This is a genomic window from Streptomyces atratus, assembly GCF_900119365.1.
GTDB classification, from domain to species: domain Bacteria; phylum Actinomycetota; class Actinomycetes; order Streptomycetales; family Streptomycetaceae; genus Streptomyces; species Streptomyces atratus_B.
Genome location: NZ_FPJO01000024.1, coordinates 17,987 through 30,468, shown reverse-complemented (window position 1 = coordinate 30,468; position 12,482 = coordinate 17,987). Strand labels below are relative to the sequence as shown.

General features: G+C 73.1%; 13 protein-coding genes. 5 read left to right on the top strand and 8 right to left on the bottom strand.

What is annotated here, in order from left to right; translation table 11 throughout:
- Nucleotides 1–152: 152 nt before the first annotated feature.
- Together BT364_RS30075 and BT364_RS30070 are read right to left on the bottom strand one after the other, a co-directional pair.
- Nucleotides 153–1,325 carry an AI-2E family transporter gene (locus tag BT364_RS30075; RefSeq protein ID WP_072488392.1) on the bottom strand — a complete coding sequence of 391 codons (1,173 nt, stop codon included), beginning with the start codon at nucleotides 1,323–1,325 and terminating at the stop codon, nucleotides 153–155.
- 214 nt (nucleotides 1,326–1,539) lie between these two features.
- On the bottom strand, nucleotides 1,540–1,734 hold the full coding sequence (locus tag BT364_RS30070) for a DUF3046 domain-containing protein (protein WP_072488391.1): 195 nt from the start codon (nucleotides 1,732–1,734) through the stop codon (nucleotides 1,540–1,542).
- 79 nt (nucleotides 1,735–1,813) lie between these two features.
- Between BT364_RS30070 and BT364_RS30065 the strand changes: the two genes are divergently transcribed.
- Nucleotides 1,814–2,728 carry a hypothetical protein gene (locus tag BT364_RS30065; protein ID WP_072488390.1) on the top strand — a complete coding sequence of 305 codons (915 nt, stop codon included), beginning with the start codon at nucleotides 1,814–1,816 and terminating at the stop codon, nucleotides 2,726–2,728.
- Between the two features lie 27 nt (nucleotides 2,729–2,755).
- On the opposite strand, the gene BT364_RS43435 is transcribed toward BT364_RS30065, so the two are convergent.
- Together BT364_RS43435 and BT364_RS39425 are read right to left on the bottom strand one after the other, a co-directional pair.
- Entirely contained in the window at nucleotides 2,756–2,908 is a 153-nt protein-coding gene (locus BT364_RS43435) for a helix-turn-helix domain-containing protein (RefSeq protein WP_256260279.1), read from the bottom strand.
- Nucleotides 2,860–3,129, bottom strand: coding sequence for a hypothetical protein (locus tag BT364_RS39425; protein WP_256260280.1), 270 nt, complete (start codon nucleotides 3,127–3,129; stop codon nucleotides 2,860–2,862). The genes BT364_RS43435 and BT364_RS39425 overlap by 49 nt, the downstream gene beginning before the upstream one ends.
- Here BT364_RS39425 and BT364_RS30055 point away from each other — a divergent pair.
- Nucleotides 3,011–3,757, top strand: a complete 747-nt coding sequence (locus tag BT364_RS30055; protein WP_072488389.1) for an MFS transporter — start codon at nucleotides 3,011–3,013, stop codon at nucleotides 3,755–3,757. The two genes, BT364_RS39425 and BT364_RS30055, sit on opposite strands and share 119 nt — an antisense overlap.
- A 13-nt stretch (nucleotides 3,758–3,770) precedes the next feature.
- On the opposite strand, the gene BT364_RS30050 is transcribed toward BT364_RS30055, so the two are convergent.
- From BT364_RS30050 to BT364_RS30040, 3 genes are read right to left on the bottom strand one after another with little or no spacing between them, the layout of a single operon-like run.
- On the bottom strand, nucleotides 3,771–4,076 hold the full coding sequence (locus tag BT364_RS30050) for an AzlD domain-containing protein (protein ID WP_072488388.1): 306 nt from the start codon (nucleotides 4,074–4,076) through the stop codon (nucleotides 3,771–3,773).
- Nucleotides 4,073–4,918, bottom strand: a complete 846-nt coding sequence (locus BT364_RS30045; RefSeq protein ID WP_371268663.1) for an AzlC family ABC transporter permease — start codon at nucleotides 4,916–4,918, stop codon at nucleotides 4,073–4,075. Before BT364_RS30045 ends, BT364_RS30050 begins: the two co-directional genes overlap by 4 nt.
- A 10-nt stretch (nucleotides 4,919–4,928) precedes the next feature.
- Complete coding sequence (locus tag BT364_RS30040) at nucleotides 4,929–5,798, bottom strand: AraC family transcriptional regulator (RefSeq protein WP_072488386.1); 870 nt, start codon at nucleotides 5,796–5,798, stop codon at nucleotides 4,929–4,931.
- An 81-nt stretch (nucleotides 5,799–5,879) separates the two neighbouring features.
- Between BT364_RS30040 and BT364_RS30035 the strand changes: the two genes are divergently transcribed.
- From BT364_RS30035 to BT364_RS30025, 3 genes are all read left to right on the top strand, one after another.
- Nucleotides 5,880–10,547, top strand: a complete 4,668-nt coding sequence (locus BT364_RS30035) for a DEAD/DEAH box helicase (RefSeq protein ID WP_072488385.1) — start codon at nucleotides 5,880–5,882, stop codon at nucleotides 10,545–10,547.
- Nucleotides 10,548–10,616: 69 nt separating this feature from the next.
- Nucleotides 10,617–11,420, top strand: a complete 804-nt coding sequence (locus tag BT364_RS30030; protein WP_072488384.1) for a DNA-formamidopyrimidine glycosylase family protein — start codon at nucleotides 10,617–10,619, stop codon at nucleotides 11,418–11,420.
- A gap of 36 nt (nucleotides 11,421–11,456) precedes the next feature.
- Complete coding sequence (locus BT364_RS30025) at nucleotides 11,457–12,221, top strand: SDR family NAD(P)-dependent oxidoreductase (RefSeq protein ID WP_072488440.1); 765 nt, start codon at nucleotides 11,457–11,459, stop codon at nucleotides 12,219–12,221.
- Here the strand turns inward: BT364_RS30025 and BT364_RS43430 are convergent.
- Complete coding sequence (locus BT364_RS43430; RefSeq protein ID WP_072488383.1) at nucleotides 12,169–12,447, bottom strand: hypothetical protein; 279 nt, start codon at nucleotides 12,445–12,447, stop codon at nucleotides 12,169–12,171. The two genes, BT364_RS30025 and BT364_RS43430, sit on opposite strands and share 53 nt — an antisense overlap.
- Nucleotides 12,448–12,482 lie beyond the last annotated feature (35 nt).

Below are 12,482 nucleotides of genomic sequence, written 5' to 3'. Positions count from 1 at the left end.
CCATGAGAATGGATGTTCGATTTTGGTGTCAAGCGCACCACTCCGAGCCCGTCCGCACCCGGACCACACCCGGAGATGGCGGCTCCGGCCGCCGGCGCGACCCGGGGCGCAGGGCCCCCGAGCAGCCCCGGGCAGCCCTGCCGACGGGTCGGTCAGGCGCGCCCCGGCTCCTCCCGCTCCCCGACGCCGCCCGCTCCGTCCTCGCCCCCGTCGGTGCCGGAGGCCCGCCAGGCACTGCGCAGACGTGTGAGCACCGGCTCGCCACGCCGGCGGCTCCGGCCGTGCATCCGCGGGTCGTCCGTCACGTCGTACCGCTTCACGTACGCACCGAGGAAAGCCTGGAGCGTGGCGACGGCCGGGATCGCGATCAGCGCGCCCACGGCGCCCATCAGGGCCGTGCCCGCGATGACCGACCCGAAGGCGACCGCCGGATGGATGTCGACGGTCCTGGAGGTGAGCTTGGGCTGCAGGGCGTAGTTCTCGAACTGCTGGTAGATCACGACGAAGCCGAGCACCCACACCGCGTACCAGGGGTCGACGGTGAACGCGATCAGCATCGGCAGGGCGCCTGCCAGGTACGTGCCGATCGTGGGGATGAACTGGGAGACCAGCCCGACCCAGACGGCCAGCGCGGGCGCGTACGGAACGCCGAGGATCATCAGCAGGATGTAGTGCGCGATCCCGGAGATCAGGGCCATCAGACCGCGCGAGTAGAGGTAGCCGCCGGTCTTGTCGACCGCGATCTCCCAGGCCCGCAGGACCTCTGCCTGCCTGGCGGGCGGCAGCACGGAGCACAGGGCGCGCCGCAGCCTGGGACCGTCGGCCGCGAAGTAGAAGGAGAACAGGAAGATCGTCAGCAGCCGGAACAGCCCGCCGAGCACGGTGGTGGAGATGTCGAGCACTCCGGTCGCGCTGTTCTGGACGTACTTCTGCAGCCAGTCGGAGTGGAGCACGCTGTCCTGGACCTCGACCCTGGAGAGGTCGGTGTGGAAGGTCTGGTTGACCCAGTTGATCACCGAGTCCAGATACTTCGGGAACTCCTCGACCATGTCGACGATCTGGCCCGCAAGCATCGAGCCGAGCAGCACGACGAAGCCCACCCCGGCGATCAGCACCCCGAGGAAGACCAGGAAGGTGGCGAGGCCGCGGCGCATGCCGCGCGCCGACATCCGGCTCACCGCCGGCTCGATGGCGAGCGCCAGGAAGAACGCGATCAGAACATTGATCAGCAACCCGATGAGCTGGTCGAACGCCCAGCTGCCGAGCCGGTAGCAGGCGTAGAGCGCCAGGGCGAGCACCATGGCACGCGGCAGCCACGCGGGCATGCGTACCGGCCCGGCGCCGGCGGGCGCGGCGAGTGGCGCGGCCGGCGGGACGGATGTGGAAGGCGGCTGGGTCTGTGCTGTCTCGTCTGTCGGTGCCACGGTTCCAGTCTCGCCTACGGCGGTGAAAGCCAACCGCCCACCCCGGACAACGGCACAGGTCCGTCAGCTGACGGGGCCGGGAATCGGTGCAGGTCCGGCCGCGGGCGGGCCTGATTCAGCGCTTGTCCTCGGGGATCCCGACCGCCGTGCAGACTCCGCGCCAGACGTCCCTGGTCTCCCAGCCCGCGGCCAGTGCCTGGTGCACGGTCTGCCCGCCGAGCTCGGCCATCACATGATCGCGCGCGAAGGAGTCGGCGTACCCCGCGCCGAAGTGGTCCGCCATCCGTTCCCAGAAAATCGTCAACCGCATGACCTCAGTATCGCGCTCCTGAGAGTGCAGCCGGACCGCTACGTCTTGCCGAGAGCGCTTACCGCCCTACGGTCGGTCCATGGCTGGAACCGGAACAAGTCCCCTCAATCGTGCCGAGCAGTTCATCTGGCTCACGGCCCGTGTCCTGGAACAGCGGCGGTTCGCTCATCACTTCCTGGAAGGAAGTGCGGACGCCGTGGAAACCGCACTCGCCGCCTACCTGAACGAGGACGGCGGCTACGGGCACGCGCTCGAACCCGATCTGCGCGGCCCCGTCAGTCAGCCACTGCACACCGCGCACGCGCTCAGTGTGCTGGACTCCATCGGGCGCTGCGACGGACTGCGGGTGGAGCGGATCTGCCGCTTTCTCACCGAGGTGTCGACCAAGGAGGGCGCGCTGCCCGCTCTCCTGCCGACGCAGCGCGGCTATCCCGCCGCGCCGTTCATCCCGATCGTCGACGATCCTCCCGCCGAGCTGCTGACCACCGGCCCCGTTGTCGGGCTCCTGCACCGCAACGCGGTGTGGCACGCCTGGCTCTTCCGGGCCACCGATTTCTGCTGGGCGGCGGTGGACGCCCTGGAGCAGTCACATCCCTACGAGATCGAGGCGGCGATCGCCTTTCTGGACGGCGCTCCGGACCGGGCGCGGGCTCAAACGGTGGCCGACCGGCTCGGGCGGCTGGTGCGGGACCAGCGGCTCGCGGTACTGGATCCGGAGCGGCGCGCCGAGTACCCCGTAGCGGCCGGATACGCGCCGGGTGAGCAGCATTTCCCGTACGACTACGCCCGTACGCCCGAGTCGCTCGCCCGTCACTGGTTCACCGACGAGGAGCTGTCCCGCTCGCTCGACCATCTCGCGGCCGAGCAGCAGGCGGACGGCGGCTGGCCGGTGAACTGGCGGCAGTGGGCGCCGGGGACGGCGCTGGAGGGGCGGCCCATCGTGACGCTCAAGGCCCTCCTGACTCTGCGCGCCCACGGACGCGGCCTCGGCTGAGCCCCCCGTGGCCGGTGCGGGTGCCGGTCAGCCGGCTGCGGGCGCTCCGTCGGGCCGGGCGGCGGTGTCGCGCAGCAGCAGGGCCGCGATGGCGAGCGCGGCGCCGCGTGGTGACGACGGGTCGAGGCCGGTCAGCTCGGTGAGCCTGGCGAGGCGGTTGTCGACGGTGTTGGGGTGCAGCCCCAGCAGAGCCGCGGTGAGGCGTCCTGGTGCTGTGCCAGGTGGGTGCGGACGGTCCGCAGCAGTTCGGGGCGGCCCGCCACGGGGTCCAGCAGGGCGGCGATGCGGTGGCTGCTGGGGCCTGGGCGGGACAGGTGGAATTCGAGGAGTACGTCGTCCAGGACGTGCGGTCCGGGCGGCAGCCCGCAGGTGCGGGCGACGCGGCTGCTGTTCTCCGGCACCTGGCTGACGGCGGCCTTCGGCGCGTTCGCCGCCTACTGGCTGCTCTCGGCGGGGCTGACCTGGGCGCCCGACTATCTGCACGAGGTTTCGGGGCTGACCACGAAACAGTCGGGAGCGGTGGTGACGGCCACCGCCGTCGGGAACGCCGTGGTGCTGCTGGCGCACGGCCTGCTGGCTCGGCGGGCCTCCCGCAGGGGAACCGCGCCCCGGCTTCCGGCGGGGCTCGGCGGTGGTCTCCTGATGTGCGTGGCCGCCCTGTCGATCGCGGTGTTCGCTGAGGTGGACTCCGTAGGTTTGAAGATCGCGCTGATGGTCGGTCCGATGGCGCTGACGAATGTGATCCTCACCGTCTCGCAGACGGCCGTCGCCAGGATCACGCCCGCCGGGCAGCGCGGAGTGGTGCTGGGTGCGCTGGCCTTCGTCTACGCACTCGCCGGAATCCTCTCGCCGCTGGTCACGGGCCGGATGGTGGATGCGGACGCCTCCGTGCCCGCCGGCTACCGCTCGGCGTATCTGCTGATGGCCGGGCTGGTCGCGGCGGCCGGTGTGCTCGCCGTGTGCTTCCTGTGTCCGGAGCGGGACGCGGCACGGCTGGGCATGGCGGAGACCCCGCCGGCGGTGCACTGAGACGGGACAGGCCCTAGCCGAGGGCACGTACTCCTGCGGTGACGGCCACGGCGGAGCCCACGACCACGAGGAAGGGCGCGCGCAGGACCAGCGCGAGCGCCGCCGCGGCGAGCCCTGCGCCCCTGGCGTCCAGCGCCAGGTGCTGCCCGTCGCCGAAGGTCTGCTGCGCGGTGAGTGCGGCCAGGAGCGCCACGGGCAGGAGCGCGGCGAGGCGCTGGGCGAGCGGGCGTTCCAGCACCCCGGCGGGCACCAGCAGTCCGAGCAGTTTGGCGAGGTAGCAGCCGACGGCGGTCAGCGCGATGGCGATCCAGACGTTCATCGGTTCTCCTCCGTGGTGGCCGTTGCCCCGCCCGTGCCCTTGCGGCGTCCGCTCAGGAAGAGGACGGCGGGCGCGGCGAGCGCGGACAGCAGGACGGGGACGCCCGCGGGCAGCACGGGCAGCAGGCCGAGCGCGAGCAGTACGGCGATCGCGGCGGTGACGCGTTCGGTGGTGCTCTTCAGCATCGGGGCGAGCAGGGCGAGGAAGACCGCGGGCGATGCCGCGTCCAGCCCCCAGGTGTCGGTGTCGCCGAGCGCCTCGGCGCCGAGGGCGCCCAGCAGCGTGGTCAGGTTCCACAGCACGTAGAGGGTCAGCCCGGTGACGGTGAAGCCGATGCGTGCCGCCCGCCGGGTCGGCTGCGGCAGGGTCACCGCGGTCGTCTCGTCGATGACCCACTGGGCGGCGAAGGGGCGGAGCGCCCGCGGCAGCGCGAGCAGCTGCGAGAGCCGCAGGCCGTAGAACGAGTTGCGTACGCCGAGGAAGAAGGCCCCGGCAGCCGCGGTGTACGGGTTGCCGCCCGCGGCGAGGGCCCCGACGAGGGCGAACTGCGAGGCGCCGGTGAAGACGGCGAGGCTGAGCGCGCAGGTCTGCAGCAGGCTCAGTCCGGAACCGGCCGAGGTCACGCCGAAGGCGAAGCCGGAGAGCCCGACGGCTATGCCGACCCCGAGCGCATCGCGTACGACGGCCGCATCCGGCTTCGTCACGGCCGCGTCCGGCTTCGTCACCGTCGCGTCCGGCTTCGTCACCGTCGCGTCCGACCGTGCTCCGGGGCCGGTCGCGGTGCCGTGGGGTGCGTCGGCCGATCCGCCGACGCCCTCTGGGAGTGTTGTCTGTTCTGCCACAACCGGAACGCTACGTGGGCAGTTCGGGACCGGTCTTGTACGTTCTTGCACGTTCGCGCTGGTACGCGCCGGGTGGTACTCCCACGATCCGGGTGAAGTGACGGTTGAGGTGCGGCTGGTCGGTGAAACCGACCTCGGCGGCCGCCTGCGCGGGCGCCGTCCCCGCGTCGAGCATCCGGCGCGCCGCGCGTACCCGGGCATCGGTGAGCCAGGCGTGCGGCGGCATCCCGTAGTGCTTCTTGAAGGCCCTCAGCAACGCGAACGGGCTGGTGCCGAGCTCCGCCGCCAGCGCCTCCAGGGTGGGCGGCGCCGCCATCCTGCCCTCCAGCACCGCGCGTGCCCGCGCCGCGTCGCGCGCACCGGCCGAGCGGGGCGCGGGGGCGGGCAGCGCGCTGCCGTACCGGCTGAGCAGCCGCGTGACCATGACCCGCAGCACCGTGTCGGCGGCGAGTGCGTTGCCCTCCTCGGCCGCCCGGTGGACCTCGCCGATCAGCCGGGCCGCGTACGGGTCCACGACGCTGGTCTCGCTGAATCCGACCGTGCCGCGCAGGCTCGTCGTATCGGCCGCGATGTCGTTGATGACCTGCGCGGACGGGTACAGCGTCGCGTACACCCAGCCCTCGGGCACACCCGCGCGGGCGGTGTGCGGAACCTCCGGGTTGATCATGACCACGGTGCCGGGGCCTGCGTGGACGGTGCCGCCCGGCAGCCCGACGTCCTCCACCCCGCGGCTGATGGTGCCGAAGACATAGCCCTCGTGGCTGTGGCGCGGGAAGGTGTGGCGCACGTACCGGGCACGCAGCAGATCGAGGTCGGGCAGCTCCGCGTACTGCCAGTGCCTCGCCCACTCCCCCGCTCCCGACCCCGGTTTCGCCGCCATGAACGAATTCTCGCAGCTCCGGGGCGGGGCCGCCGAGGGCGGTCGGGGCCGTTGTCAGTGGCGGGGTGCACGATGGGGGACATGGCCGGCTCTGCGCTCGATTCGTTCTCACCCGCCACCCGCGGCTGGTTCGGGGGTGCCTTCAGCGCGCCCACCGCCGCGCAGGAGGGCGCCTGGCGCGCGATCGGCGAGGGTTCGGACGTGCTGGTGGTCGCGCCGACCGGCTCCGGCAAGACCCTCGCCGCGTTTCTCGCCGCGCTGGACACCCTGGCATCCGTTCCGCCGCCCGCCGAGCCGAAGAAGCGCTGCCGGGTGCTGTACGTGTCGCCCCTCAAGGCGCTCGCGGTCGATGTCGAGCGCAACCTCCGCTCCCCGCTGACCGGCATCCGCCAGGAGTCGGTGCGCCTCGGGCTGCCGGAGCCCGAGGTCCGGGTGGGAATCCGCTCCGGCGACACCCCGCCCGCCGAGCGCCGCTCGATGGCGACCCGGCCGCCGGACATCCTGATCACCACACCCGAATCGCTGTTTCTGATGCTGACCTCGTCCGCCCGGGAGGCGCTGTCCGGCGTCGAGACGGTGATCCTCGACGAGGTGCACGCCGTGGCCGGTACGAAGCGGGGCGCCCATCTCGCCGTGACGCTGGAGCGTCTCGACGAGCTGCTGCCGCGTCCCGCCCGGCGGATCGGCCTGTCGGCGACGGTCCGTCCGGTCGACGAGGTGGCGCGCTTCCTCTCGCCCCGGCGCAAGGTGGAGATCGTCCAGCCACCGTCCACCAAGCGGTTCGACCTGTCGGTGGTCGTGCCGGTCGAGGATCTGGGTGAGCTCGGCGGCTCCCCCGCCACCGACCCCGACCAGGCAGGCCGGGCGGACAAGCCGTCGATCTGGCCCCATGTCGAGGAGCGGATCGTCGATCTCGTCCAGCAGCATCGCTCCACCATCGTCTTCGCCAACTCCCGGCGCCTCGCCGAGCGGCTGTGCAACCGCCTCAACGAGATCGCGTACGAGCGGCTCACCGGCGAGACGATCGCCGAGTCCCACTCCCCCGCCGAGATCATGGCCGAGTCCGGCGCGGCGAAGGGCGCCCCCGCGCTGCTCGCCCGCGCCCACCACGGCTCGGTCTCCAAGGAACAGCGCGCCCAGGTCGAGGAGGACCTCAAGGCGGGCCGGCTGCCGGCCGTCGTCGCCACCTCCAGCCTGGAGCTGGGCATCGACATGGGGGCGGTCGACCTCGTGATCCAGGTCGAGTCGCCACCCTCGGTCGCCTCCGGCCTGCAACGGGTCGGCCGGGCCGGACACCAGGTCGGCGCGGTCTCCACCGGAGTGGTCTTCCCGAAGTACCGGGGCGATCTGGTGCAGGCGGCCGTGGTCACCGAGCGGATGCGCGAGGGCTCCATCGAGGCGCTCCGGGTCCCGTCCAACCCACTGGACGTGCTGGCCCAGCAACTGGTCGCCATGGTCGCCCTGGACAGCTGGCAGGTGGACGACCTGCTGGCGGCGGTCCGCCGCGCCGCGCCCTTCGCCTCACTGCCCGAGTCCGCGTTCACCGCCGTGCTGGACATGCTCGCCGGCCGCTACCCCTCCGACGCCTTCGCCGAGCTGCGCCCGCGCGTGGTCTGGGACCGGGTGGCCGGCACGGTCACCGGCCGTCCGGGCGCGCAGCGGCTCGCCGTCACCTCCGGGGGGACGATCCCCGACCGGGGGCTCTTCGGGGTCTTCCTCGCGGGCGCCGACCCCAAGAAGGGCGGCGGCCGGGTCGGTGAGCTCGATGAGGAGATGGTGTACGAGTCCCGGGTCGGCGACGTCTTCACGCTCGGCACCACGTCCTGGCGGATCGAGGACATCACCCGCGACCGGGTCCTGGTCTCGCCCGCCCCCGGCGTTCCCGGCCGGCTGCCGTTCTGGAAGGGCGACCAGCTGGGCCGCCCGCTGGAGCTGGGGCGCGCGCTCGGAGCGTTCCTCCGCGAGATCGGCGGGCTGTCGCAGGAGGACGCCCGCGCGCGGCTGCTCGCCGCCGGTCTCGACACCTGGGCCGCCGACAACACCCTGTCGTACATTGACGAACAACGCCGCGCCTGCGGCCACGTGCCGGACGACCGGACCATCCTCGTCGAGCGTTTCCGGGACGAGCTGGGTGACTGGCGGGTCGTGGTCCACTCCCCGTTCGGCGCGCAGGTGCACGCACCGTGGGCGCTGGCGCTGAGCGCCCGCCTCGCCGAGCGGTACGGCATGGACGCCCAGGTGATGCATGCCGACGACGGCATCGTGCTGCGGCTGCCCGACGCGGATCTGATGGGCCTGGACCTCCTGGACTTCGATCCCGCCCAGGACCTCTCCGAGGGGCCGGCCCAGGACCCGGCGCCGCTGCCGGGCCTCTCGTACGACAGCGCACAACCGCCCGTCGGTGCGGCGGACGTGACGTTCGACCAGGGTGAGATCGGTCAGATCGTCACCGACCAGGTCGGTGGTTCGGCGCTGTTCGCCTCCCGGTTCCGCGAGTGCGCCGCCCGCGCCCTGCTGCTGCCGCGCCGCAGCCCCGGCAAACGCACCCCGCTGTGGCAGCAGCGCCAGCGCGCCGCGCAACTGCTCCAGGTCGCTTCGGAGTTCGGCTCCTTCCCGATCGTTCTGGAGGCGGTCCGCGAATGCCTCCAGGACGTCTTCGACGTCCCCGGGCTCACAGAACTCATGGGCGACCTCGAAGCACGCCGCGTCCGGCTGGTCGAAGTGACCACCCCGGAGCCCTCGCCCTTCGCGCGCTCGCTCCTGTTCGGCTACGTCGCCCAGTTCCTGTACGAGGGCGACTCGCCCCTGGCCGAACGCCGGGCCGCCGCCCTCTCTCTCGACTCCCATCTGCTGGCGGAGCTCCTCGGCCAGGCGGAGCTGCGCGAGCTGCTCGACGCGGACGTCCTGACCGAGCTGGAGCAGGAGCTCCAATGGCTGACCGAGGACCGCCGGATCAAGGACGTCGAGGGCGTCGCCGACCTGCTCCGGGTCCTCGGCCCGCTCACCGACGAGGAGTTGGCGGAGCGCGGCGCCGACCCGTCATGGGCTCCCGAGCTGTCCGCGGCCCGCCGGGCCATCCGCGTCCGGATCAGCGGGGCCGGCCAATGGGCCGCGATCGAGGACGCGGGCCGCCTGCGGGACGCGCTGGGCACCGCTCTCCCGGTCGGCGTCCCCGAGGCGTTCACCGAACCGGTGAAGGACCCCCTCGGCGACCTCCTCGGCCGATACGCCCGTACGCACGGCCCGTTCACCTCCACCGGGGCCGCCACCCGCTTCGGCCTCGGCACCGCCGTCACGGACGGGGCGTTGCAACGGCTCGCCGTGTCCGGCCGGATCGTCCAGGGCGAGTTCCATCCCGCCGGTATCGGCCAGGAGTGGTGCGACGCCACCGTGTTGCGCCGCTTGCGCCGCCGTTCGCTCGCCGCGCTCCGCCACGAGCTGGAGCCGGTCCCGCCCGCCGCACTCGCCGGTTTCCTACCGCAGTGGCAGCACCTGGGCAGCAACAGCCTGCGCGGAATCGACGGACTGGCCCGCGCCATCGAGCAGTTGCAGGGTGCGCCCGTCCCGGCGTCGGCGCTGGAGAAGCTGATCCTGCCGGGCCGGGTCACGGACTACACCTCCGCGCTGCTCGACGAGCTGACCACCACCGGCGAGGTCGTCTGGGCCGGCGCGGGCGCCCTCCCGGGCAAGGACGGCTGGCTGTCCCTCTACCTCGCCGACAGTGCGCCCCTGCTCCTCCCGCCTCCGCACCCGCTGGAACTCAGCGCGTTGCACGAATCCGTCCTGACCGCCCTGAGCGGCGGATACGGCCTGTTCTTCCGGCAGATCGTCGATCAGGTCCGGGCCACCACCCATCCGGACTGCACCGATCCGCAACTGGCCGATGCCATCTGGGAGCTGGCCTGGTCGGGCCGGCTCACCAACGACACCCTCGCCCCGCTGCGTTCGCTCCTCGGCTCCGGTCGCACGGCGGGGTCGACCGCCCACCGCGCCAGACGCAGTGTCCCGCGCGGGCGTTACGGCTCGCTCACCGCCGCCGCCCGGCCCGTGTCCCGCACCGGCCCGCCCACCGTCTCGGGCCGCTGGTCCCTGCTGCCCGCCACCGAACCCGACCCCACACATCGTGCGCATGCCCTGGCCCGCACGCTCCTGGACCGCCACGGGGTGGTGACCCGCGGCGCGGTCCAGGCCGAGGGCGTCGAGGGCGGCTTCTCCGCGACGTACCGCATCCTGTCCGCCTTCGAGGACAACGGGCAGGCCCGGCGCGGCTATGTCGTCGAGGGGCTGGGGGCGGCACAGTTCGCGATGGACGGCGCGGTGGACCGGCTGCGCGCCACGTCCACCGCCCGCGACCGCGCGGAGATCGGCGCCGCGCCCCGTGCCCTGGTGCTCGCCGCGGCCGACCCGGCCAATGCCTACGGAGCGGCCCTGCCCTGGCCCGAGCCGCCGGACGGCGCCGGGCACAAGCCCGGCCGCAAGGCGGGCGCCCTGGTCGTGCTGGTCGACGGCGAGCTGGCGATGTACATGGAGCGCGGCGGCAAGACGCTGCTGGCCTGGCCCACCGACCCGGACGACCCGGCGCTCCTCGCGGCAGCGGGTGCGCTGGCGGCGGCCGCCCGCGCGGGAGCGCTCGGCACGGTCACGGTCGAGCGCACCAACGGCGCCCCCTCGCTGACCTCCCCCCTCGGCCGCACGCTGGAGGCGGCCGGCTTCCTCGCCACCCCGAGGGGGCTCCGCCTGCGCGCCTGACCCACCGGCGCACCCCACTCCTCGTATCACCGCACCCCGCACACGCCGCCCCGCCCGCATCATGGAGACATGCCCGAAGGAGACACCGTCCTGCAGACGGCCGGACGTCTGGGCACCGCACTCGCCGGCCGGGTCCTCACCCGCTCCGACCTGCGCGTGCCCCGGTTCGCCACCGCCGACCTGACCGGCCGGACGGTTCTGGACGTCGTCTCGCGCGGCAAGCACCTCCTCACCCGCGTCGAGGGCGGTCTCACCCTCCACAGCCATCTCCGGATGGACGGCGCCTGGCGCGTCTACGCCGCGGGCGAGCGCTGGCGCGGCGGCCCCGCCCACCAGATCCGCGCCGTCCTCGGCAACGCGGAGCACACCGCCGTCGGCTACCGGCTGCCCGTCCTCGAACTCCTCCGCACCCGGGACGAGGCGAAGGCGGTCGGCCATCTCGGCCCCGATCTGCTGGGCCCGGACTGGGACCCCGGGACCGCTCTGCGCAATCTGCTCGCCGACCCCGGCCGTCCCCTCGGCGATGCCCTGCTGGACCAGCGCAACCTGGCCGGAATCGGCAACATCTACAAGGCCGAGCTCTGCTTCCTGGCCCGCGCCACCCCCTGGCTCGCCGTCGGCGACCTCCCCGCCCCCACCGCCGCCCGCCTGGTCACCACGGCCAAACAGCTCCTCGAAGCCAATCGCGACCGCCCGACGCGCACGACCACGACCCCGCGCACCGCGCGTGGACACGGCCCGAAGGAGCGGCTCTGGGTCTACGGCAGGACCGACCGCCCCTGTCTGCGCTGCGGCACCCCCATCCGCACCGCGGACCAGGACGCCCGCCCCACCTACTGGTGCCCGCGCTGCCAGTCGGGCCCCACACAATAGTTGACGATCCGTCAGATCCAGTCGTACCGTCCGGTCATGTCCCTCACCGCGTACGACCTCACGGGCCGCTCCGCGTTCGTCACCGGCGCCGCGGGCGGTATCGGCCGAGCCTGCGCCGTCCTGCTCGCCGCCGCGGGCGCCACCGTGCACTGCGCGGACCTGGACGAGACGGGCCTGCTGGAGACCCGGGAACTGATCACGGGGGCGGGCGGCGCGGCCCGCATCCACGTCCTCGATGTCACCGACCGGGGCCGGGTCGGGGCCGCGGTGGCCGCCGCGGGCGACCTCGACATCCTGGCCGCCGTCGCCGGGATCATGCACACGAGCACCGTTCTGGAGACCTCGGACGAAGATCTCGACCGCGTCCTCGCGGTCAACTTCAAGGGCGTGCTGTACGCCTGCCAGGAGGTGGCCCGCAGCCTGATCGCGCGCGGCGCTCCCGGTTCACTGATCACCATGGCCTCGGGAGCGGTCGACTCCGCGGGCCCGGGGCTGCTCTGCTACAGCGCGGCCAAGGCGGCAGTCGTCCAGCTGACGAAGACGCTGGCGACCGAGCTGGGGCCGCATGCGATCCGCGTCAACGCCGTGGCCCCGGGCTGGATCCGTACCCCCATGACCGCCCGCCACGATGCGGACCGGCAGCACCGGGTGGAGGCGACGATGGCGCGGATCTCCCCGCTGGGGCGGGTGGGCGAACCCGAGGACGTGGCCCACACCGTCCTGCATCTCGCTTCCGACGCGTCGGCCTTCATGACCGGCCAGATCCTCCGCCCCAACGGCGGCGCAGCCATGCCCTGGTAGCCCGTCCACCCCGCTCCGCCCACCGCATCCCGACACCGAACCAGCGCCCCACTCCCGCCGGCCCGGCGGTCGCGGCCGCGTGCACGGGCAGCAGGCTCAGCCCCCATCCGCCCGCCGCCACCGCACCCTCGACAAGCCCCGCACGGGCCGGTTCCAGCGCGAGCCGCAGCACGGCCCACCACCACACCCCGCCGAGAACGAGCGCCGGCACCCATCGCCGTACCATGGCTGCCTCCTCCGGCCTGATCCAAACGAAGGACC